Genomic DNA, 24,442 nt, shown 5'->3' on the forward strand with positions numbered 1-24,442 from the left:
TTATAAATAACAGTCACGAAGTCAAAAAAGGTTACATACAACGTTGCAAAAATGTTGTACGTAACCTTTTATCTTTCTAATTGTCCAATCGTGTTGAACTTGATAAGTTGTCGCACGACATCACATGCTTCTTCCATTTACGAATTTTGGTTCTAAATGTTTTGAAAGGGGCTACAGAGTTAATGTGAATCCATTTCCAAATTGGCCATTGCGCATTTGTAGTTGCCCATTGCCGTTTATTTGGTTCGAACAAAACATCATTAGGCAATGATTCAACTAAATTGTCTAATTCTGCCACACGTGAGTTTAGCAACGTGATTAATGCTTCTAATGAATAACCACTGTAGGTCTCATAAAAAGAGTCATATAGTTCACCTAAATTGTTCCATTTGTAACCCTTTGCGGGGACATAAAAGTCTTTACCAGCTTTTTCATTTGTTTCCCATTCTAACAGTGCAGTAAGCCATCCAAGTTGATAAGAAAGATTTTCGGCCGGTGTACGATCTACTTCTGAAATACGTTTGTCCTTTAAATTATTTGGAATATCTGTAAATTCAGTTATATATTTCTGATAACTCGTATTAATAGCCCTGATTAGTTCGTCTTTGCTTGCATACGATTGCATTGTTAAACCCTTCTGTTTTGCTGCTTTTTTACTTGAGGCTACTCACCAGCTACGCCTAGCTTCAATGCTTATTTAAATGCAAGCAATATGGCGATTAAAAGTAATATTAATACACCTATGAAAATCAAATGCCATACTAAGTATTTCTTAGAACGATTTTGTTGATATTGCTCAACAACAATAGCGCACAAGAAGGAAAAGAATAAGACAGTTTGTGTTATTTGTAAGAATAAATTATGCGTGTTAGTGATGAATTGATACAATAGTATGCCCAACATAACAAAGGTGATGACAATTCTAAATAGATTTGTTTTTGTCATGATTATCTCCAACAATATGTTTTTCAAAAAATCTTTTTTTAACGATTCTTATTGTACGTATGATCTGCGTGCGTTAAGTTAATAATGACTGTTATTTAGAACAGATGTGATAATAACGCCAATGAATAAAAAATATAAGGCAATAAAAGCGGCAGTGATAATAAAGTATACTAATCCTGCTCGGTTCCAAGTTGCTTGTACTGCCTTGAATGTCTCAATATCTTTATAATCACCATCTTGCCATGCCCATTCATTACCTTTAAAACCACAAACAAACATTCAGATTAAGTTGAAAATGGGTATGAGGCATAGTAAGGGTAAATAGGTCTTATTACCAATACCCCACAAAACATTAAAAATAAAGGCACCCCAGTTCCAACCTTTAACTTCTTCAGGAACATGTGTTGAATTGTCAGCCATAATGTCTCTCCTTAATTCTCTTAACGTGATTCAATGGTATGTTAATTACCTAGTAGTATACTTATGTACAGCATATCAGACAAGCCAAAAAATATAAAGGACAAGAAAGTAATTGTTTTTTTATGTAAGCGCTTGCACGATTGACATATTAGTGTTATACTTTAGACATAGATTAGGAGGAAGTCCTAATAACAAGTTAAGTTGTTGAGGCCATCAAAAACGGTGGCGGGAATGGATTTCTTTCAATCCAGGACAGGTTACCCAATGTTTGAACTAGAAGTGATGGTCATGTTATGTGATCATGTATCGGAAAGTTTGAGCGCGCGGACGATGTTACACAGATGAGAGTCTTGTAAATGAGCTGCGGGGTGAGCTGTTTTTTATTTGCTATGTGAGTAGCTTGTCAATTTTGTAAAAAATAGCGCAACTAGTCTTTTAAAATAATTACTATTGTGTTAAGATTGTCCTATATATTAGGAGAATAATAATGACAAGAAAGCTGTTTTGTGAAATATCACCGTTGACCTATAAGATTTCATATGAGGCACATATTTTAAAACGACAGCTAACGGATAATTTAAAAAATAATTTAGCACATCATATACAAGAGGATAAACTTCCTTATTTGGTGTTTAGTCATCAATCATTAATGAGACGTGGGTTAAGAAAAGTGCCCGTACCAGTTGAAGAAGCCAAAGTGGCGAACCTGAAAATTGCGGCACCAAAAGTTAATGGCATTATCATTAAGCCAGGTGAGACATTTTCATTTTGGCGTTTGGTGGGTCGGTGTACAGCAGAACGAGGCTATCAAAATGGTCTGATGGTTGCTAATGATGGGCAGCTTAAAAAGGGAACCGGTGGCGGACTTTGCCAATTCAGTAACTTAATTCATTGGATGGTTTTACATACACCTTTAGATGTGGTTGAAAAATATCATCATGAACAAGTCGATATGTTCCCAGATGCTAACCGCGAAGTGCCATTTGGTAGTGGCACTTCTATAGTATATAATTACCTTGATTACCGATTTAAAAATAATACATCAACAACTTACCAATTAGTGACATATGTTGGCGATAAATATTTACACGGTGAACTATATGCGTCAGAACCGCAATCAGATCGCTATGATGTTAAATGTGTTGGCGAGCATTTTTCTGAAGAAAATCATGTGGTTTATCGTTGTGGCGATATCTATCAATATCGTTATGATAAGTATGGTCAGCTACGCGATCAACAACTGATAAAAACGAATCATGCAAAGGTGGCATACGATACGAGCCAACTAGATGTAGTCAAAAATTAGCCTGAATAAGATGCCTACAGAATACAGTTTATGAGAATGATGACCCAAAAGCGCTGTGGTATAATTAAACTACTTGATTTTAGGAGGGTTTATATATGATAGTAATGAATTTGCTTGTGGGGATTGCTGCTGGTTTAATTTCTGGCATGGTGAAAATTGGTTGGGAAGCTATTTTGCCTCCAAGAAGTCAAGCGCGAGATGAGACGAATCCGCCTCAACAGTTATTACAACAACTTGGGGTGTCTCGTCGTATCACCCATGCTTATGTGCAATATTCGAAAGACCAAAAGGTTTATTATGTAGCACTTATGATGCACTTTGCCTTTTCTATCTTCTTTGCAGTTGCTTTTGCACTGTTTTACCGTGCCTTGCCAATCATGAGTTTAGGACAAGGGAGTTTATATGGACTTGTAATCTGGTTTGCTTTTCACATTGTTATTATGCCATTATCAAAAACAGTTCCTTCTCCTGCAAAACAACCATTTGCTGAACATTTTTCAGAGATTTTAGGACATATCATTTGGGCATGGGCAATCTACCTTGTCGTTATTGCCTTAATGGGGCAATAACTTTTAAAATATAGCCATTGCGTACACATTAATTCGCGCGTCTCAGTAAAATTTGAGGCGCTTTTTTGATGGGAAAATCACAAGTCAAATAGTGTTATTATCGTTATTCGAGTGTTATAGTAAATGGTTGTAAGTTATAGTTAATCGGTATTTCAAGAAAGGTTGGATAAAATGAGTTATCAAACAGTTAATCCGTTCACAGATGAGATCATTAAGACATACGACAATCATGACGATGCCTATGTTGAAGAAGCGATTAGTAAGGGACATGCGTTATATAAAAAATGGCGCAATGACCCCATTGTGAGTCGTGCCGATGCGTTAAATAAAGTAGCTAATTTGATTGAGTCAAAAACTGACGAGCTTGCTAAAATTTTAACACTTGAGATGGGAAAACGTCTCATAGAAGCTAAAGGTGAGGTTGCAATTACGGTTGCGATTGCACGTTATTATGCAGAAAATGGTGCAGAATTTTTGAAACCACGTCAGATTCAATCATCCATTGGTCCAGCAGAAATCATTTCGCGACCAACTGGTGTGCTTATGATGGTAGAGCCATGGAACTTTCCATATTATCAAATTATGCGGGTCTTTGCGCCAAATTATATGGCAGGAAATCCGATGTTATTGAAGCATGCCAGTAATACACCAATGGCGGCTGATACCTTTGAAAGAATAGTTAAAGAAGCTGGTTTGCCAGAAGGTGCATTTACTAATTTATTTATAGATTACGATCAAGTTAATAAAGTTATTGCTGATGATCGCGTGCAAGGGGTTGCTTTGACAGGGTCAGAACGTGCCGGTCAGTTAGTAGCTGCTGAAGCTGGTAAGCATATGAAACAAAGTTCACTGGAATTAGGTGGTAGTGATCCCTTTATCGTATTAGACGACGCAGATTTGTCGGAGATTAAAAAAATTATTGGTGGTGCGAGATTATATAATGCTGGTCAGGTTTGTTCATCGTCTAAACGTTTTATTGTTACTGAAAAGAATTATGATCAGATTCTTGACATGTTAAAGCAGGTTTTTGGAGAGGCAAAGTTGGGAGACCCATTACGACCAGAAACAACTTTGGCACCATTAAGCACGACGAAAGCTAAGCGGAATTTAACGAAACAAGTTCGTCAAGCAGTGGACTCTGGTGCAACGCTTGTCTTTGGTAGTGTTGAACAAAACCAACCGGCAGCCTTATTTGAACCGGTTATCTTAACAGATATTACAAAAGAAAATCCCGCCTATTATCAAGAATTCTTTGGTCCAGTTGGTCAAGTGTTCAAAGTAAAGGATGAGGCAGAGGCCATCGCCGTGGCTAATGATTCAAATTATGGCTTGAGTGGCGTTGTTTTTGGAAAAGATGCAAACCATGCTGCTGAAGTTGCTTCTCAAATTGAGACAGGTGTTGTGTTTGTCAATAGTTTTGGCGGCACGTTACCAGAATTGCCATTTGGTGGTGTCAAAAACTCTGGTTATGGACGTGAGTTGGGCGATCTTGGTATTGACACGTTTGTCAATAAGGAGACTATTGTCACAAAACATGAGCCAATTGATCTTGACGATGCTTTTGGTGGCTTTGTATAAAATATTTTAAAAATGAAACCTTTTTCTTATTGGGAAAAGGTTTCATTTTTCGTAGGCATTTAGTTTCTTGATACGTCTTTTTAAAGTTGAAATACTGATACCAGTTTCTAGAGAAATACGATGATAAGCAACGCCGTTGCAATGTGTTTCATAGGCAGCAATAATTTCTTGATCAGTATATTTCTCTTTTCGACCTTCTTTGAAATTAGGATTATTGAGACGGGCAAAGGCTTTGCCTTCTTGTGTTCTTGTCACAATAAGATCACGTTCAAATTGTGCAAACGCAGAAAAAATGGTAAAAATTAATTTTCCAGTTGGACTTTCATCTATCAAACCTAAGTTTAAGATATGAATAGCAATATGGCGATCGAATAATTCTTGCATCACTTCAAGTCCTTCATGTGTGTTTCTAGCAAAACGATCCAATTTAGTGACAACAAGCACATCTTTAGGTTTTAAAATTGTTAACATATGTTCAAAAATGGGTCGATTAACCGTTGTACCTGTATATGTTTCTTTATAAATTTTATCAACACCTGCTACTTGCAGTTCAGCGACTTGTCCTTCTAAATGTTGTCCAATTGTGCTCACACGAGCGTATCCGTATTTCACGTCTTTGTCTCCTTACTTTTCGAGTGTGAGTGTGTTTTTAAAATGTAAAGTGATATTACAAATTAAAAATATTGAAATTGTAACACACTATTAAATAGAATAAAAGGCGCGCAGAAAAGGCGATGATTGATTAAAAAAGTATTTTAATTGAGGTGACCAGTCTTTAGGAGCGCTCTAATTTTTAGATGAGTCAAATGTGAGTGTCTGCCGCCTTTTTTTTGCCCAAAATGTTACAATAATAGCATGATAACACGCGTTGATAATGTCGATATTCTACCAGGTGTCGGGCCAAAACGACTTGATGCTTTACATGAACTCGGCATATTTACAATTGAAGATTTAATTGGTTATTTTCCATTTCGATATGAAGACTTGGGTGAACGTTTGCCGTCTGAAACATTAGATGGTGAAAAAGTAACTTTTAAAGGTATTGTGAGCGCCCCAGCAGTTGTGACACGATTTGGTAAAAAAAATCAAACACGGTTTGGTTTATTAATTGAACATGAAAATATACGTGTGACTTTTTTTAACCAACCTTGGATAGCGCAAAACATTGATATTGGTCAAGAGGTTGCTGTTTATGGGACGTATAATGCTGCAAAAGCAGCATTGACTGGTATGAAGATGATTAATGCAAGCACCGATGCACTTGATCCAATATACCCGTCTTCAAAACAAATCACTGCTAAAACGATCCGTCATCTGATTGAACTCGCTTGGGCTGATGTACGGGGCACGCTTGAGTCATTAGTGCCGATAACGATTCGGGAGAAATATCGTTTGCTGGACCGTAACAGTCAAATTGAAGCGATGCACTTTCCAGTGGATATGCCGGCTGCAAAGGCTGCGCGTCGTAGTGCTGCTTTTGAAGAATTTTTTGTTTTTCAAATGCGGTTACAATTACTCAAACTCGCTGATCAAAATTTTGCTGGGGAAGGCATCAATTATGATACCTCTGCGCTTGAAAAGTTTGAAACAGGGTTACTGTTTGATTTAACATCTGCACAACAAAAAGTCATTTCAGAAATTTTGCAAGATCAAAAAAGACCACGCCATATGAATCGCTTATTGCAAGGTGATGTCGGATCGGGTAAAACTGTGGTTGCGGCCATGGCAATGTATGCTGTTGTTACAGCGGGGATGCAAGCTGCCATTATGGCACCAACCGAAATTTTAGCCCAGCAACATGCGTTAAATTTAGCGCAATTGTTTGAAAATGCTGGCATATCTTTGCGCGTTGAGTTACTGACGAGTGGGCTTAAAGTTGCTGCTCGGCGACAATTATTGGAAGATTTAGAAAGTGGCGAAATTGACATTTTAGTTGGTACGCACGCGCTATTACAGCCAGACGTGGCATTTCATCACCTTGGATTAGCTGTTATTGATGAGCAGCATCGATTTGGTGTTAATCAGCGTGCTGCATTACGCGAAAATGGTGTGAATCCTGATATTTTAGCGATGACGGCAACGCCGATTCCAAGAACGTTATCGATCACTGCGTATGGTGAAATGGATGTTTCGGTGATTGACCAATTACCAACTGGTCGTAAAGCCATCCAGACTAAACGAATGAGTCATAATCAGTTGGACAACGCCATTGCGTTTGTAAAAAAGCAGATTGATGATGGCGCTCAGGCTTACGTTGTTACGCCACTAATTGAAGAATCGGAGTCGCTTGATGTTCAAAATGCAACGGCGATGTATGAGGCCATGCAATTAGAATTTCCGCAATATACAGTTGGATTGCTGCATGGGCGGTTATCAAATGATGAAAAAAAATCGTTAATGGCAGACTTTAAAGCAAATAAAATTCAACTATTAGTTGCAACAACTGTCATTGAAGTTGGTGTCGACGTACCCAATGCAACTGTGATGTTGATTTTAGACGCAGACCGTTTTGGTTTAGCGCAATTACATCAACTACGTGGCCGCGTTGGCCGTGGTCATCGCCAATCGTATACGATTTTAGTTGCTGATCCCAAAACGGATTATGGGACTGCGCGTTTAGATGCCATGGTTGAAACAACTAACGGCTTCATACTCGCACAACGCGATCTCGAATTACGCGGATCTGGAGATATTTTAGGCACCAAGCAATCTGGTGTACCAGAGTTTGTTGTGGGTGATCCTATCAAAGATTTGACGATGATGGAATTTGCGCAACAAGAAGCCATTACGCTAGTCAGCCAGAAAAATTGGGACCGACAAGCAGATAATCACGCTTTAGTTGATTATTTGTCACGTACAATGGCACATTATCGTCATTTTGACTAAAATGAGACAAAGATAAATTATATAAATGAGGAAGTTTTAGATGGTCAAGCCTGTTGATACACCCATGATGGTGCAGTATCATGAAATTAAATCGCAATACCCAGATGCCTTTGTTTTTTATCGCTTAGGCGATTTTTATGAACTTTTCGAAGAAGATGCTATTCTGGGTGCCAAGCTGCTCGAACTAACGCTGACCGCCCGTAATAAAAATTCTGAGAATCCGGTCCCTATGGCAGGTATTCCGCATCATGCTGCAAAAAATTATATTGATATCCTAGTTGATCAAGGTTACAAAGTAGCCATTGTGGAGCAAATGGAGGACCCAGCCGTTGCCAAAGGCATGGTTAAACGTGATGTGGTGCAACTGATTACACCGGGCACTAAAATGTATGATGGCGCGGAATCAGATAAGCAAAACAACTATTTAGCAGCTCTTTTACCAAATGGAGACAGTTGGGCTTTGGCGTATATTGATTTGTCAACGGGCGAACTCAAAGCGACAACCATTCGTCGATTAGCGGATATTTTAGATGAATTGAGTTCATTAGAAGTGAAGGAAGTTGTCTTGCGTCAAAACGATGGTTTGACAACACAGCAACAGTTAGCCACTCAATTAGGTGAACGTGGTCTAGTCATTTCAACTCAAGTGGCTATTGAACCAAATGCAACAGTCAGTTTTTTGACGCAACCATTATTGAAAATAGAAGAAACAAAAGCGACGGCTATGCTGTTAAATTATATTTTTGACACACAGCGACGCAACCTTGATCATATCGTTCCGGCTATTAGCTATGAACGTTTAGCTTATTTAAAATTCAATCAAGATACACGTACCAATTTAGATTTAGTTGAAAATAATAGAACAAAAAAAAGAGCTGGATCATTGCTTGGTTTGATAGATGGCACGCACACGGCTATGGGCAGTCGATTGCTCAAACAGTGGGCGTTAAAACCATTGCGTGATCAAAATGACATTGAGGACCGGTTAGACTTAGTTGATGCTTTTCGAGATGATTTCTTTACCCGTGGTGCGTTGCAAGACCAGCTAAAATCAGTCTATGATTTAGAGAAATTAGCTGCACGGGCAGCGATGGGAACAATGAATGCTCGTGAATTAGTGCAATTAAAACGGTCATTATTAGCTATTCCAAGTATCAAGTCTGCTTTAGCGCAAACAACAAGTATTTTAAAAAATGCTAGTGACACACTAGATGATATGGTAGATGTAGCTGGGTTAATTGAAGAAGCAATCGTTGATGATCCGCCAATTAGTGTGCGTGAAGGGGATATTATCAACGACGGCTTTGACGATAAAATTGACAGTTATCGTCGCGTTTTACAAGATAATCAAACTTGGTTGGCACAATTGGAAACAGATGAACGTGCAGCTACTGGTATTCATTCTCTCAAAGTAGGCTATAATAAAAATTTTGGTTACTTTATTGAAGTAACCAAGGCAAATATTAGTAAATTAGAAGAAAATCGTTATGAACGGCGTCAAACATTGACCAATGCTGAACGTTTTGTGACACCAGAGCTGAAAGCGCATGAGCGGTTAATTATTGAAGCGCAAGCTAAACGTACGCAACGTGAATATGAGTTGTTTGTGACGGTACGTGAACGTGTCAAAGCAAATATTAGTCGCGTGCAAAACTTAGCACAACAGATTGCACGTTTAGATGTGTTATCAACATTGGCTGATGTTGCCGATAATCACCGTTTTGTTCGCCCAGAATTTACCACACATAATCGTGTTTTCGTTAAACAAGGTCGTCACCCTGTTGTCGAATCATTACTAGAAGCAGGCGAATTTGTTGCCAATGACGTGTTGCTTGACGAAAATACCACGATGCAGTTAATTACTGGACCAAATATGGCCGGAAAATCAACTTATATGCGCGAGTTAGCGTTAATTGTCATTCTTGCTCAAATGGGTAGTTTTGTACCCGCAGATGCAGCAGAGTTGCCTATTTTTGATCAAATATTTACACGTATTGGCGCTAATGATGATATGGCAATGGGCCAATCGACGTTTATGGTTGAAATGGCGGAAGCCAATCACGCATTACAAGAGGCAACGGCACATTCACTCATTTTATTTGATGAATTAGGTCGAGGAACGGCAACTTATGATGGTATGGCGTTGGCACAGGCAATCATTGAATTTTTAGATGCTCATGTGCATGCTAAAACATTATTTTCAACGCATTATCACGAATTAACAGTTCTGGCAGATCAACACGATAGTATTGAAAATGTTCATGTTGGCGCTGTTGAGGATGAGTCGGGTCGATTGCATTTCTTGCACCAAATTAAAAAAGGCCCAGCGGACAAATCTTATGGTATTCATGTTGCGGCATTAGCTGGGTTACCTGAGACGCTAATTACGCAGGCTAAAGTTATTTTAACTGAACTGGAAGCGCAAAAATCAATCATTGTGACACATGATCAACCAGAATCACAACCAGCACAAAAAATGGATCAATTGTCTGAACAAGTCGCGTTATTTAATGTCGATACGATCAATCCAGAGGTGAAGACATTACTTGACACTTTGGATAACTTTGATATTTTAACGATGACACCAGTAGATGCTATGAATGCTTTAAACACATTAAAAAAGCTGAGAAATTAGGAGGCAAGCGCTTGAGCGCGTTGACAATATGGGAAAAATACATGAACTCTCAAATTTATTAGCTAACCAAATTGCTGCAGGTGAAGTGATCGAACGGCCGGCAAGTGTTGTTAAGGAACTGGTTGAAAATGCGATTGATTCAGGTGCAACCCAAATTGAAGTGGTTGTTGAAGATGCTGGTGAAGCATTAATTCGCGTGGTTGATAATGGCGCGGGTATTGATCCTGAAGATGTTCCACTGGCATTTACGCGTCATGCGACCAGTAAAATTGTCGATCGACATGATTTATTTAATATTGTGTCGCTTGGATTTCGAGGTGAAGCTTTGCCTTCAATTGCAGCCATTGCTGATGTGACATTAAACACAACGACGCACGATGCACCGGAAGGCTTAATGTATCACATAAAAGGGGGAAAACAAGTCAGTGCGACACCGGCAAATGGTCGTTTTGGCACTGTCGTATCCGTTCGTGATTTGTTTTATAATACGCCCGCACGCCTTAAATATCTTAAGCGACCACAAACTGAATTATCCAAAATTGCCGATATTATGAATAGACTGGCTCTATCTTATACTAATATTGCTTTTACAGTTACTGCTGATGGGCGTGCATTGCTCAAAACAACTGGTAATGGTAATCAACAACAAGTTATTGCTGCAATTTATGGGCGTGAATCAGCACAAAAAATGTTGCCAATTACAGGTGAAGATGATGATTTTAATATTACGGGATACGTTTCATTACCAGAATTAACACGTGGATCACGTGAATATCTAACAATTTTAGTTAATGGTCGTTTTATTAAAAATTTTACGGTGTCTAATGCAGTTATTCATGGCTACGGGTCAAAGTTGATGGTTGGACGTTTTCCGATGGGCGTGATTAATATCAGTACAGATCCACTTTTAATTGATGTCAATGTGCATCCACAGAAATCAGAAATACGTCTATCCAAAGAAACTGAACTTTCTGCGTTGATTGTTAAAACCATTCAAGAACGACTAGCTGAAGAAAATTTAATTCCTGATGCCTATGAGAATTTATACGGGAAAACACAAGCACCTCAGTCCATACGCCCAACACAAACAGCACCTTGGGTACCAAAAGATGTGCAATCAACAGTTAAAGACCGACCAAATGTGAGTACCAACACAGGTTCAGAAATTGATGGTATTAGCATCACAAAGCGTACGCAACTATCACAAAATTCGGTACAGACCTTTTTTAATAAATACACTCATGAAGCTACCCTACCAGTCTTTAATGAACAAGAGACGACGCATGTCACAGAACCGGTGACGGCGTACCAATCATCTGCTCACGATGAGATTGTAGCGCAACAAGAAACATTAGATGTTACGCCAGAAAGGCCAAGTGGTTTTCCGGATTTGTCATATATTGGGCAAATGCATGGCACGTTTTTATTTGCTCAAAGTGCGGATAGTCTATTTTTAATTGACCAGCATGCTGCCCAAGAGCGCATTAATTATGAATACTATCGTCAAAAAATAGGGGAAGTCAGTGCTGATAAACAGCGACTTTTAGTACCGATTACGATTAATTACACGGCTTCGGATATGCTGAAAATTGCAGATCATGAACAAGAATTAGCTGATGTTGGGTTAACGGTAACGCAATTTGGACCAACAACAGTGATTATCCGTGAACACCCAACTTGGTTTGAAAGTGGTCAAGAAGAAGCGATTATTCGTGAAATGATTGATTGGATACTACGTGATGGTTCGTTAACTGTTGCGGAATTTAGAGAACGAGCAGCAATTATGATGAGCTGTAAACGCGCAATAAAAGCAAATATGCATTTATCTGATATTCAAGCTAAAGCATTGCTGCAACGTTTGGCGTTGGCTAAAAACCCTTATAACTGTCCACATGGTCGACCAGTATTGACACAGTTGACACTAACAGAGATGGAAAAAATGTTTAAACGCATTCAAGATGCTCATGAAAAATGGGAAACTTATGATAATCACCCTTATTAAAAAAACGTTAGAAATGCTATTTTTTACACAGGAGATCAATAGATGAACAACAATGATATTATTATTCGCTTAAGGTACGCATTAAATATTCAGAATGAAGATATGCTTAAAATTTTTCAATTAGGTGGGGTGTCTATTGATGAGACACAACTTCATACCTTGTCGACCAAACAAAATGATGAGAGTCCTCGTGATGAACAAGTCGACATGCATCAACTTGAATCATTTATGAATGGCTTGATTATTTCTCAACGTGGTCAAAAATTTGGGGCAGACTTAAAACCTGTACCACCAACATTTGATATGCATAAAGAAACAGACATTAATAATGTTGTCATGAAAAAACTCAAAATTGCGATGTCTTATACAAGTGATGATTACATGAGTTTTCTAAAATCAGCAGGTGTCGTGATTTCAAACAACGAGCTGAGTGCTGTGTTACGCCGACCAGATCATCGTAATTATAAACCAGCAGGAGATCGCTATTTACGAAACATTCTAAAAGGAATGGCATTAGAATACCGGCCAGCCGATGTTAAAAAAACAGCTCGAAAATAAGTCGAATCAGTGGCTTCATAATCATGTATAATGAAGGTGTTAAGTGACTTTATTGGAGGACAAGATGACCGAAAAGACATTAATGTTAATTAAGCCAGATGGTGTACAGCGCGCTAAAGTGGGCGAAATTATACAACGTATTGAAAATAAAGGGTACCAAATTGTAGATATGAAAATGCTCACGCCAACGAAAGCGTTGTTAGATGTGCATTATGCTGAACATGTTGGTAAACCTTATTACCCGTCACTTGTCGATTATATGACTTCAGGACCGGTTGTTGTGATGATTGGCGAAGGGACAAATATTGTAGCGGGATGGCGTACGTTGATGGGCGAAACGAATCCCACAAAAGCAGCTCCTGGTACAATTCGTGGTGATTTTGGACGTGAATGGCCTCAAGAAGCTATGATGAATGTGGTTCATGGGTCAGATAGCGTTGCATCAGCACAACGTGAAATCAGTCTGTGGTTTGATTAGTTTTTTATTGGCTTGATTTCATAAAATCAAGCTTTTTTTGTGCAATTCAAGTGGTCTAGCTAAAAGTTTGGTAGAATAGTAACTATAGACTCGGAGCATAATAATGAAATTAGATGATATAACGATATTTGAACAGACAGCTTTAGCACCTTATGCACACACGCAAGTCGGTGGCGTGGTAGAATATTTAGCCATACCAAAGACACTGTTGGCGCTACAAAAGTTATTAGATTGGGCCAAATCAAATGGGCATGACATTCATATTTTTGGGCGCTTATCTAATTTAGTTGTACGCAATGGTGGCCTTAAAGGGTTATCAATCTTATTACATGAGTTACGCGATATTCACGTTGACCAAAATACGATAACTGCAGATGCAGGCGCTGACTTGATTTTAGTGGCTGAAGCCGCGATGGAAAATGACTTAACTGGACTTGAGTGGGCTGCAGGTATCCCTGGTTCTGTTGGTGGCGCAATTTTTATGAACGCGGGTGCCTATGGTGGTCAGGCCTCTATGGTGACAGCTTCAGCAACGGCTATCATGCCAAATGGTGAAGTCAAATCCTTTCCTGCAGACACATTAGACTTTGACTATCGCCAATCTGTTTTTCAAAAGAATGGTGGGGTAATCGTTAGTGCAACCTTTGCCTTAGTACCAGATAACAAGCAAAGCATACAATCGCGTATGGACGATAATAATTTTCGACGTGCTAATAAGCAACCACTAAACTATCCTTCAAATGGCTCAGTATTTAAGCGGCCAGAAGGTTTCTTTGCTGGTAAACTCATTATGGATTCAAAATTACAAGGCGTTCGTATTGGGGGTGTTGAAGTTTCCAAAAAACATGCTGGGTTTATGGTTAATATTGGCAACGGCACAGGAAATGATTATGAGGACTTGATTCATTTTGTACAAAAAACGGTCAAAATAAAATTTGGGGTCACACTAGAAACTGAAGTACGTATTATGGGGGAACGATAATTTATGTTTGTATTAGAATTAATCGTTATCTTAATCATATCCGTTACGATATCAAATGTGTTGTCTCATTTTGTGCCAGATGTGCCGGTGAGTTTGTTTCAAATTGCAATCGGGTTAATATTATCACTCGCATTTGGTGTGTTTATTGAAATTGATTCACATTGGTTTATGTTGCTGTTCGTTGCGCCGTTGCTGTATAACGATGCTTGGCGATTTCCAAAACATGAGTTGTGGGAATTACGTGGACCAATTCTAGGTAATGCCATTATCTTAGTGTTGTTGACAACGCTAGTTGGTGGATTTTTCATACATATATTAATTCCGCAGCTTCCTAAATCAGTCGCGATCGCATTAGCAGCTGTTGTTTCACCAACAGATCCTGTTGCTGTGCAAGCAATTGCTAGGCGTGTTAAGTTGCCTACAAATGTGTTACATATCGTTTCTGGGGAAAGCTTAATCAATGACGCCAGTGGTTTGGTGAGCTTCAATACTGCAATCAAAGCGACTGTTGCAGGGACTTTTTTGTTAGGAAATGCGATTGGTAACTTTTTTTGGATGACAATTATTGGCCTAATGGTTGGCTTGGTAGTTGGGAGCATTATTAATTGGCTACGAGATCTTTTTGACCGTTTCGGTCTAAACGATGTTGTCTTTCACACAGTTGTGACCCTGTTAGCGCCGTTCCTAATTTATTGGGTGGCAGAAGATGTATTTCATGCTTCTGGTGTTATTGCCGTTGTCGCTGGGGCTATTTTAACAAAAATACTCAATGATCAACATATCGATGCACGTAGTCCAGAAATATCAGTGACTTCAATTCGAACATGGGAAATATTTGTTTATTTGCTCAACGGTACGATCTTTGTATTATTAGGCATTGAATTACCACCAGCATTGGTTGCTGTTGTACAGAATTCACAAATGAACACGGGATATGCTATTCTTTATGGTGTCGTAGTCTGGTTTATTGTGTTTGCGATACGAACCTTTTGGGCATATGGTAATCAGTTTGTTTTATATTTTAAAAATAAAACTGTTAAGCCATCGTTTAACACAGCTGTGACTTCTGGACTGACAGGTGTTAGAGGCGCTGTTACAATGGCTGCTGTGATGACTGTACCAACGATTATTGACGATGGCACTGCTTTTCCGCAACGTGAATTGTTAGTTTTTGTAGCAGCAGTCGTGGTAATCATGAGTTTGCTTGTTGCTACAATTATGCTACCTATTATGACTAAAGAACGATCATCTCACGATTTTACACAACCACAAACATTAGATGCATCAGAAGATGATACGGATAATAAAAAGCCAAAAATGACAGAATCACAGGCGCGTATTTTTGCTATTCAGGTTGGTATTCAAACCCTAAGGGAACAACAGCGCACTGAAAATCGCGCAATTATTTATGAGTTGATTACAAGAAAACAAGGCACAATTGCACATATTAAAAGACAATTGATTGGTGATACATCAGGGTATACACATGCTGATGATTCAGAATTAAGATTAATTGGTCTGGTTGCACAACGGGAACGTTTGCAGCAGTTGTTGGTTGAAGAGAAAATTTCGCCGCTCACATTTTCATCACAATCACGTCGATTAGAACGCCTTGAAAATTTAATCAAGGAAGATGCACACTATCAATTTTCATCACAATGGTTTGCGATACTCATTCATCGTTTTTTCAGAAGTATTCGTATTTGGTTTTCTGATGAAACTAGTGAAAAAATTAAGGCTGAAACATCATTGTCTATTCGCGAAACTTCAAAAGCAGCAATTAATGCCTTGTCGGCTCATATGGAAAAGTATAATGGTGACACAATTACACATCGCGTCGAACGCCAAAATGCTTATAATTTAATAGTGACTTATCGGTATCGCATTGAGAATGAAAAGCATGCAGATACGCCGGAACAACGTGAGTTGGACGATAAATTAAGAATGGATTTAGAATTAAAAGCGTTAAATGCACAACGTGAGACAGTTCAAAATTTATATGAGCAAAAATTAATTACGCGACAAGCTGGTATTAACATTAGGCAGTTTATTAACTTTTCTGAAACAGCTGCATTAGCCGGAAAAGATGAATCGTGAGCACAATATTGCTATTATTTTTTCGTTATACAGTTAAGCTCATTAATTGTTATGAAATGAGACAAAGGGGAAACTATGTTATCGTATCTAACGACTAACAATTTAATGCATGCAGTGGATATTATCATTATTTGGTTTTTGCTGTATAAAATTATTCAATTCGTAGAAGGCACGCGTGCCCTACAAATCTTACTTGGTGTTGGCACAGTTATTTTAGTTAAAGTCGTCAGTTGGTACCTTGGATTAATCACATTGTCTTGGTTAATGGATCAATTAATCACTTGGGCGCCTATTGCACTAGTGGTGATTTTCCAGCAAGAAATTAGACGTGGCTTAGAAACTGTTGGTAGACGCTTGACGATACGTCGTGCCCGTATTGACAATGCGCTTGAACACCAACTCATTAAAAGCTTGGATGATGCGTTACAATATATGTCAAAACGACGAATTGGGGCGTTAATTACCATCCAACGTGATGCTCAGCTAGATGAATACATCAAGACAGGCATTAAATTAGATGCTAATATTACGGGACAATTATTAATCAACACGTTTATACCCAATACCCCTCTGCATGATGGCGCCGTCATTATTAGTAAGGGACGCGTGGCTGTCGCTGCAGCTTATCTCCCACTATCTGAAAGCACAAGAATACCAAAAGAGTTAGGAACCAGACACCGAGCGGCAGTTGGTATTTCTGAGGCTAGTGATGCCATTACAGTCGTCGTTTCTGAGGAAACGGGTGAAATTTCAATCACTCAAAATGGTGATTTGCTCAGACATATGGATCAAGAGAGTTATCTCAACTTCTTTGATCGACAATTTTTGCCTGTACCAGCAACTAGTGTGGATAAAAATCATTGGTGGCGTAAAGGAGGGAGATTGCAATGAAAAGAATAGGTCAATCAAAGATCGTCAATATTGCCATTTCATTCGTGATTGCGATTTTGCTATCATCTTACGTATTAAGTACAAAATCAACAACGTCAACGACTAATAATTCTAATAACTTTACAACGCTAATACCAGAAAAAAAGGCGTCACTTAAGGTGGCACTCAATCTGCAATTTGACAATGATAAATATGTTGTGATTGGTGCACCAGCAACAGTTCAAGTGGATATCGAAGGTTCAGGTGCATTGGTATCTGCTGCACAAAGTCGAAATGATATACAAGCAAGTGCAGATTTGCGTTCTCTAAAGCCTGGAAAACATGTTGTTACAGTTGCGTTACGAGGCGTCAATGCGTCGTTAACTTCAACTGTTAACCCACAAAAAGTGACAGTGACCATCGCTGAAAAAACAGCCACAACATTACCGGTGAGCGTCAGCTACGATAAAGATGAGATTGCTAAGGGCTACACAGCCAGTGATCCGACTGCTACGCCTAAGAGTGTTACAATTAGCGGTCCTAAAACAAACGTAGATGCAGTGACAACAGTTGCCGCACATATGTCGCTACCAAGTGGCGCTAAGTCGTCATTAACGCAAACCGTTAAATTAGTGCCATTGGATAAAAATGGTCGAGAAGTGGAGGTTAATTTAGGACGTCAAAATGTTGATGCAACGATAACAATTGCGCCAGAAGACTCGAAAAAAGTCGCTTTATCTGCTAGTATAAAAAATGGTGATAGTAAAGACTATCAAGTGACTTTTGATCCAAAAAATGTGACGGTATATGGCTCATCTGATATACTTAATGCTATGAATAGTATTAGTGTTACGGTAGATGTGAAAGATATTAAAGATAAAGCCAGTGTTCAACTTAAATTACCACAGATTGATGGTATTGTACGTTATGATACTGATACTGTGACGGCTACGGTGTCTCAAATAAACGCTAGCAGTAACAGCAGCAGTGCAAGTACGAGCGCTCCTTCAGAATCAGCAACAAGTGAAAGCGCTGAAAGTACAACCAGTAGCAGTAGTAGCGATACAGAAACTTCAAGTAGTCACTAAGGAAAGTAGGACGAAATCATGTCAGACATTAAATTAAAATATTTTGGAACAGATGGTGTACGTGGTGTTGCCAATGAAACGTTAACGCCTGAACTAGCGTTTCGTCTAGGGCGAACAGGCGGCGCAATATTAACCCGGCATGCAGAAGAAGGTCAAAAACCAGTTGTTATTGTTGGTCGAGACACCAGAATATCTGGTGAAATGTTGCAACAGGCAATTGTTGCTGGCTTTCTATCAGTTGGTATTGATGTTTTACGTTTAGGGGTGATCACAACGCCAGCCGTTGCATTTTTGGTACAAAATTTGGAAGCAGATTCTGGTGTACAAATTACTGCCTCACATAACCCGGCAGCAGATAATGGGATTAAGTTTTTTGGTAAGGATGGCTTGAAGTTATCCGATGAGCTTGAATATGAAATTGAGCAATTATTAGATTCACCAACAGATACGCTACCACGACCAAGTGCTGAAGGACTAGGCACGGTTAATAACTATCCCGAAGGCGCCTTAAAATATATGGGTTTCTTACAAAAGACAATACCCACTGATCTAGATGGTATGCAAATTGCATTGGACGGTGCTAACGGCGCTACTAGTGGTTTATTGGCACGTTTATTTGCTGATTTAAATGCTGAATTTGTGACAATGGGAACGGAACCAAATGGTTTAAATATCAATGATGGGGTGGGTTCAACGCATCCTGAAGCACTGGCTGAATTTGTGAAAGACAATGGGGTACAGGCAGGATTGGCCTTTGATGGTGATGGCGATCGATTAATTGCCGTTGATGAAAACGGCGAAATTGTTGACGGCGATAAAATTATGTTTATTGTCGGTAATTTTATGAATGAGCAAGGTCGATTAAAGCACAACACGATTGTTTCTACAGTCATGAGTAATATTGGCTTTTATAAGGCACTGTCAGAAAATGATATGACCAGCATCAAAACTGCTGTTGGTGATCGTTATGTGATGGAAGAAATGTTGAAATCAGGGTATAATCTTGGTGGTGAACAATCGGGACATATCATTTTTCGTGATTGGGCGACAACGGGTGATGGTTTGTTAACAGCGCTACAGTTGTTATATGTTATGAAAGAGACCGGTAAGAAACTATCAGAATTAGCTGAAGCCGTTCAAATTTATCCACAAAAGCTCGTGAACATTAAAGTTGCTGATAAAATAGCAATTCAACATAATCAAGATGTTGTTGCAAAAATAGCAGAGGTTGAGGCATTAATGGCAGGTGATGGCCGTGTGCTTGTACGTCCTTCGGGCACAGAATCAATTTTGAGAGTAATGGCTGAGGCACCGACAAAAGAGTTAGTGGCGCAGTATGTTGAGATGATTGCTGAAGTTGTGCGTGAACAAGCAGATAAATAAAGTGAAAGAAGTGCTAAGTTTAGTAAAAATCAGGCACTTTTTTTGATATAATAGAGTATAAAACTATGATTTAAAAGGAAAAAATCGTGCCACAAGACAGTTTTAAACAACATTTATTATCAGAATTCAATATTCAATTCCAAAATGAAGAATTATTACGAGAAGCTTTAACGCAACGTAACTATTTGAATGAACATCCAGATGAACCTGGACGTGATTATCAGCGTCTTGAATTTTTAGGTGATTCGGTCATGCAAGTGTCCGTTGCGGAGTATCTTTTCAAACGCTATCCCAGTTGGCATGAAGGCCAATTGACTGAAATGCGAATTGCAATGGTGCAAACACGTTCGTTTGCACATTTTTCACGTGTTGCACATTTGAACGAAGGGATTCGTTTGGGTAAGGGCGAGGAAATGTCTGGCGCGCGTGATCGTGATTCATTATTAGAGGATATTTGGGAAGCATTTATTGGTGCTTTATATTTAGATAAAGGCCCTGAGGCTGTACGAACTTTTTTGGATCAAACACTATTTGCTGCCATTGATACTGATTTCTTTGATCGCTTTATTGATTTTAAAAGTCGACTCCAGGAAAAATTGCAAAAAAACGGTGCTGTCGATATTGCCTATCGTACTGAAAGTGAGAAACAAATGGCTGGTAACGAACAATTATTTGAAGCCAGTGTTTCGGTAGATAATCGTGAATTAACGCGTGGTACTGGTAAGTCTATTAAAGACGCCGAGAAAGCTGCAGCACGCGCAGCACTAAAATTATTGGAAGAAAAGTAAGTTATGAAACTTAAATCACTCGAAATCAGTGGCTTTAAGTCTTTTGCTGATAAAACAGTTATCGAATTCATGCCCGGTATGACTGGCATCGTTGGGCCAAACGGCTCAGGTAAATCAAATATTATTGAAGCCATACGTTGGGTTATGGGTGAACAAAGTGCTAAAGATCTGCGTGGCACGAAAATGGCAGATATTATTTTTGGTGGCACAAGCAAGCGTGGTGCTTTGAATCGTTCTGAGGTTTCAATGACTTTTGATAATTCGGATCATTATGTGAAATCAGATTTTAATGAAATTCGGATTACAAGAAAACTCTATCGATCTGGTGAAAGTGCTTATCAAATTAACGGTGTTGATAGCCGTTTAAGAGATATCCATGAACTATTTATGGACACAGGCCTTGGTAGGGAAAGTTTTTCGATCATTTCTCAAGGACGTGTGGAAGGTATTTTTAATGCTAAACCAGAAGACCGGCGCGGTATCATTGAAGAGGTCGCCGGTGTTTATAAATATAAACAAAATAAAGAACGTGCGCAAAAAGAATTATTACAAACGAGTGATAATTTAGCACGCGTTGCTGATATTATTCATGAAATAAAAGGTCGTATTCAACCTCTTGCTGAGCAATCGGCCCAAGCAACGGATTATATTGCGCAAAAAGAACGCTTTAATACGTTGGATAAGGCTCGATTAGCCCTAACGTACCGCGATTTGGAAATTCAGATTAAAAATACGACAATTCAGGTTGAATTACAAGATAAGCGCGTGAACCAGACAAAAGTTGGTCTCGATAAGCTCAATAAAGTGTTATCTGAAAAACGACAAGAGCGCGTTAGTACACAATTAAAACGTGACGAATTACAACAAGATATTTTACAGTTAACGCAATCACGTGAACGTTTAATTGGGGCTAAAAATTTAAGTGCGCAACAAATTGAAACATTAGAACAAAATTTGCGCCAAAAAGAAGCACAAGTGACTGACTGGCTATCGCGTTTGGAGCGAATCAAAACAACAATTAATCAGTTAACTGACGATAAGAAGGTGTTTCAGGCACAAGAAAAAGTGTTGCAACAAGAGATGGCGGTGTATGATAAGGTCAGCCAAGACGCGTTACAACAGACATTACAGCAAAAAATAGAAGACAATCGACATGCTTATATTCAAACCATGCAAACGATTGCGGCATTACATAATACGATTAAAAATGACGAGAAGACAAAACGGTTATTATTGAGTCAAATGTCAAATTTGACTCAAAAATTGATAGCTGCCCAACAAAAATTAACAAACAGTCAAGCTGATGTACCTGACGAAACGTTAGAGCAGGGGCAGACTGGAAATATTGATGCGTTACAAATAGAGGTTGACCATGCGCAGCGACAGGTTGATCAAGCTGCACAACAGTACCAAGCTGATGAAAAAAAATGGTACCACGCTCTAGATGATTTAAACAAAGCGCGTAGTCAACGTGACGCACTAACATCATTGGATGACTATGCTGGCTTTTACCAAGGTGTGCGTGCTTTGATGCAAAAGCAGATCAGACAAGAATTAACGGGAATTAAAGGTGTTGTTGCAGAGTTAATGATTGTTCCGAATCACTACACACAAGCAATCGAAACAGTGTTAGGCGCCGCACTTCAACAGGTCGTGGTTGACACAACAACAACAGCTAAGCAAGCAATTAGTTATTTGACGAAAAAGCGGGCAGGACGCGTGACAATATTGCCAGTTGATACGATCAAGCCAAGGCATTTAACAGGCGTTGAAACTTTGAGAACACTTGATGGATTTGTGGGTATTGCAGCTGAGTTGGTAGAAATGTCACCAGAGATGGATGGGATTAAATTTAATTTGCTAGGCAGTACAGTGATTGCTGATAATCTTAATGCTGCGACGCAAATTGCTCGCGCTGGTCACTATCGCTTTCGGGTTGTCAGTTTAGATGGGCAAGTGGTTAATGCTGGTGGTTCAATGACAGGTGGTGCTAATCAGAAATCAGGAAGTACAATACTGAGACGACAAACTGAGGTCCACGCGTTAAATGAACGCGTGGATAGTTTAACGGTATTCGCTAAAAATTTAGAGCACACATTACAAACTCAACGTGGACAAACCGATAATTTGCGTGAGGCGCTACAAAAATCTCAAGCGGCCTTGTCGACGGCAAAGAATGCTTCCGCTCAGGTAGATTATGAGTTATCACGTAAACAAGATGCTGTTAGGCAACAAGCACGCGTGGTAAAGTCGCTACAGTTTGAAAGCCAAGATATAAATCAACAATTAGACGACCTTGACAAACAATTAGAAATAAATAATCAAGCACTTGCAACATCGCAACGCAAGCAGCAAGAACAAGAATTTGATGCAGAACGCTTCAAGCAAGAATTGCAGGCTATATCAATTCAAGCACAAACTAGCCAAGATGAGCGTTCGCGTGTGCAGGCTGGGTATGCAACAGTTCAGGCTAAAATTGATAGTTTGCTTGAGCAGCTTAAATTATTAAAAGGGCAGCGTGATGATGCGCAAAAACAATTAAATGATGCGCAAGCGTCAGTTTCACAATTCAAAACGCAATTAGCTACAGCCAAAAATACAACCAATAATGATGCGCAAGTCAATGTCATGACAACTAAATTGGAAACAGCCCAAACACAATTTGATGAACATACCCAACAAGTTAAGGTGCTATCTGAACGCGTCATGGCATTAGAAGGTCAATTTGCAGTGCAGCAGGAAACGCTACGTCTTAATGTTAGTTCACAAAGTCAAACTGCTGCACAACTAGCGCGATTAGAAACACAATTGGATAATGTACAAACACAATTATTGACACAGTATGATATTGTGGATATAACAGATATTGTAGCAAAACATGATATGTCGGAACGTGAACAAATTGTATCACAATTGCATTTATTAGAGAAAAGTTTGGCTGAAATTGGTTCGGTTAATCTGGATGCCATTACAGAATATGAGGAAGTTAAAATACGTTTTGACTTTCTTACACAACAACGTGATGATTTGAATCAGGCACGTGATACATTATTGCAAACAATTGATGAAATGGATCAAGAAGTGCAAACACGATTCAAGTCAACATTTGATGCCGTTGCAACCCGGTTTTCTGATGTTTTTGCCCAAATGTTTGGTGGCGGTCGAGCAGAAATCTATTTAACAGATCCCAAACATTTGTTAACGACGGGTATTGATATTACGGCACAGCCACCGGGTAAAAAATTCCAGCAAATGAGTCTCTTATCAGGTGGAGAAAAGGCGCTAACTGCGATTACCTTATTGTTTGCTATTCTGCATGTACGACCAGTACCGTTTGTGGTACTTGATGAAGCAGAAGCGGCTTTGGATGAGGCAAACGTCGATCGTTTTGCTAAGTATCTTTACCATTTTTCTGGTGATACACAGTTCATTGTGATTACACATCGCAAAGGAACAATGATAAAAGCTAACTTGCTTTATGGTGTGACAATGCAGGAAGCTGGCGTTTCAAAAATGATTGCGATTGATTTGGATAAAGCAACAGAAAGTGTGGAGTGATATGGGATTATTTGATATTTTTCGAAAAAAGAAAGCAGACGTAACCAGCGAAACACCAGAAACAACGACTAATACACGACCAGATGAGAGCGAGTCAGAAACGGTGTTGTCTGAGACTGATTCTGAAGTAGCAGAATCCCCGTCAGTTTATTCAGATAAAACAGAAGAAGTTGTTGACAAAATATCTGAGCACAATACACAATTAACAGAAACAGAAACAGAAACAGAAACAGAAACAGAAACAGAAACAGAAACAGAAACAGAAACAGAAACAGAAACAGAAACAGAAACAGAAACAG

General features: G+C 39.0%; 18 protein-coding genes and 2 pseudogenes. 16 read left to right on the forward strand and 4 right to left on the reverse strand.

Going from position 1 to position 24,442, the window contains the following annotated elements; translation table 11 throughout:
* Nucleotides 1-76 precede the first annotated feature (76 nt).
* From JOD28_RS08490 to JOD28_RS08500, 3 genes and pseudogenes are all read right to left on the reverse strand, one after another.
* Nucleotides 77-625 (reverse strand): ClbS/DfsB family four-helix bundle protein, encoded by a 549-nt coding sequence (locus tag JOD28_RS08490; protein ID WP_204770390.1) that lies wholly within the window; start codon nt 623-625, stop codon nt 77-79.
* A 68-nt stretch (nt 626-693) separates the two neighbouring features.
* The gene (locus JOD28_RS08495; protein ID WP_204770391.1) at nt 694-945 is read right to left on the reverse strand and encodes a hypothetical protein; all 252 of its coding nucleotides are present in this window, start codon (nt 943-945) and stop codon (nt 694-696) included.
* Between the two features lie 78 nt (nt 946-1,023).
* Nucleotides 1,024-1,365 (reverse strand): annotated as a pseudogene (locus tag JOD28_RS08500) (ribonuclease G).
* A 487-nt stretch (nt 1,366-1,852) separates the two neighbouring features.
* Between JOD28_RS08500 and JOD28_RS08505 the strand changes: the two are divergent.
* From JOD28_RS08505 to JOD28_RS08515, 3 genes are all read left to right on the forward strand, one after another.
* Nucleotides 1,853-2,671, forward strand: coding sequence for a VanW family protein (locus JOD28_RS08505; RefSeq protein ID WP_204770392.1), 819 nt, complete (start codon nt 1,853-1,855; stop codon nt 2,669-2,671).
* A gap of 95 nt (nt 2,672-2,766) precedes the next feature.
* Nucleotides 2,767-3,240: a DUF1440 domain-containing protein gene (locus JOD28_RS08510; RefSeq protein WP_204770393.1), complete on the forward strand. Its 474-nt coding sequence runs from the start codon at nt 2,767-2,769 to the stop codon at nt 3,238-3,240.
* A 171-nt stretch (nt 3,241-3,411) separates the two neighbouring features.
* On the forward strand, nt 3,412-4,818 hold the full coding sequence (locus tag JOD28_RS08515; protein WP_204770394.1) for an NAD-dependent succinate-semialdehyde dehydrogenase: 1,407 nt from the start codon (nt 3,412-3,414) through the stop codon (nt 4,816-4,818).
* A gap of 42 nt (nt 4,819-4,860) precedes the next feature.
* On the opposite strand, the gene JOD28_RS08520 is transcribed toward JOD28_RS08515, so the two are convergent.
* The gene (locus JOD28_RS08520; RefSeq protein WP_204770395.1) at nt 4,861-5,430 is read right to left on the reverse strand and encodes a recombinase family protein; all 570 of its coding nucleotides are present in this window, start codon (nt 5,428-5,430) and stop codon (nt 4,861-4,863) included.
* Between the two features lie 243 nt (nt 5,431-5,673).
* Here JOD28_RS08520 and recG point away from each other — a divergent pair, with 243 nt between their 5' ends.
* The 13 genes and pseudogenes from recG to JOD28_RS08585 form a co-directional block, all read left to right on the forward strand.
* Complete coding sequence (gene recG, locus JOD28_RS08525) at nt 5,674-7,704, forward strand: ATP-dependent DNA helicase RecG (RefSeq protein WP_204770396.1); 2,031 nt, start codon at nt 5,674-5,676, stop codon at nt 7,702-7,704.
* Nucleotides 7,705-7,744: 40 nt separating this feature from the next.
* Nucleotides 7,745-10,339: a DNA mismatch repair protein MutS gene (gene mutS / locus JOD28_RS08530; RefSeq protein WP_204770397.1), complete on the forward strand. Its 2,595-nt coding sequence runs from the start codon at nt 7,745-7,747 to the stop codon at nt 10,337-10,339.
* A 28-nt stretch (nt 10,340-10,367) separates the two neighbouring features.
* The gene (mutL, locus tag JOD28_RS08535) at nt 10,368-12,341 is read left to right on the forward strand and encodes a DNA mismatch repair endonuclease MutL (RefSeq protein ID WP_204770398.1); all 1,974 of its coding nucleotides are present in this window, start codon (nt 10,368-10,370) and stop codon (nt 12,339-12,341) included.
* Between the two features lie 42 nt (nt 12,342-12,383).
* Nucleotides 12,384-12,899 (forward strand): YehS family protein, encoded by a 516-nt coding sequence (locus JOD28_RS08540; protein WP_204770399.1) that lies wholly within the window; start codon nt 12,384-12,386, stop codon nt 12,897-12,899.
* A 64-nt stretch (nt 12,900-12,963) separates the two neighbouring features.
* Entirely contained in the window at nt 12,964-13,377 is a 414-nt protein-coding gene (ndk, locus tag JOD28_RS08545; protein ID WP_204770400.1) for a nucleoside-diphosphate kinase, read from the forward strand.
* Nucleotides 13,378-13,480: 103 nt separating this feature from the next.
* Nucleotides 13,481-14,359 (forward strand): UDP-N-acetylmuramate dehydrogenase, encoded by an 879-nt coding sequence (gene murB, locus JOD28_RS08550; RefSeq protein WP_204770401.1) that lies wholly within the window; start codon nt 13,481-13,483, stop codon nt 14,357-14,359.
* Between the two features lie 3 nt (nt 14,360-14,362).
* Nucleotides 14,363-16,456, forward strand: coding sequence for a Na+/H+ antiporter (locus JOD28_RS08555; RefSeq protein WP_204770402.1), 2,094 nt, complete (start codon nt 14,363-14,365; stop codon nt 16,454-16,456).
* A gap of 75 nt (nt 16,457-16,531) precedes the next feature.
* Complete coding sequence (gene cdaA / locus JOD28_RS08560; protein WP_204770403.1) at nt 16,532-17,347, forward strand: diadenylate cyclase CdaA; 816 nt, start codon at nt 16,532-16,534, stop codon at nt 17,345-17,347.
* Nucleotides 17,344-18,414: a CdaR family protein gene (locus JOD28_RS08565; RefSeq protein ID WP_204770404.1), complete on the forward strand. Its 1,071-nt coding sequence runs from the start codon at nt 17,344-17,346 to the stop codon at nt 18,412-18,414. Before cdaA ends, JOD28_RS08565 begins: the two co-directional genes overlap by 4 nt.
* Nucleotides 18,415-18,432: 18 nt before the next feature.
* Nucleotides 18,433-19,797, forward strand: coding sequence for a phosphoglucosamine mutase (gene glmM, locus JOD28_RS08570; RefSeq protein WP_204770405.1), 1,365 nt, complete (start codon nt 18,433-18,435; stop codon nt 19,795-19,797).
* An 86-nt stretch (nt 19,798-19,883) separates the two neighbouring features.
* Nucleotides 19,884-20,585: a ribonuclease III gene (gene rnc / locus JOD28_RS08575; RefSeq protein ID WP_204770406.1), complete on the forward strand. Its 702-nt coding sequence runs from the start codon at nt 19,884-19,886 to the stop codon at nt 20,583-20,585.
* Nucleotides 20,586-20,588: 3 nt separating this feature from the next.
* Nucleotides 20,589-24,143, forward strand: coding sequence for a chromosome segregation protein SMC (smc, locus tag JOD28_RS08580; RefSeq protein ID WP_204770407.1), 3,555 nt, complete (start codon nt 20,589-20,591; stop codon nt 24,141-24,143).
* Nucleotide 24,144: 1 nt separating this feature from the next.
* Nucleotides 24,145-24,442 (forward strand): annotated as a pseudogene (locus JOD28_RS08585) (signal recognition particle-docking protein FtsY); the annotation flags it as partial.

The sequence above is a fragment of the Leuconostoc rapi genome (assembly GCF_016908715.1).
Classification (GTDB): Bacteria; Bacillota; Bacilli; order Lactobacillales; family Lactobacillaceae; genus Leuconostoc; species Leuconostoc rapi.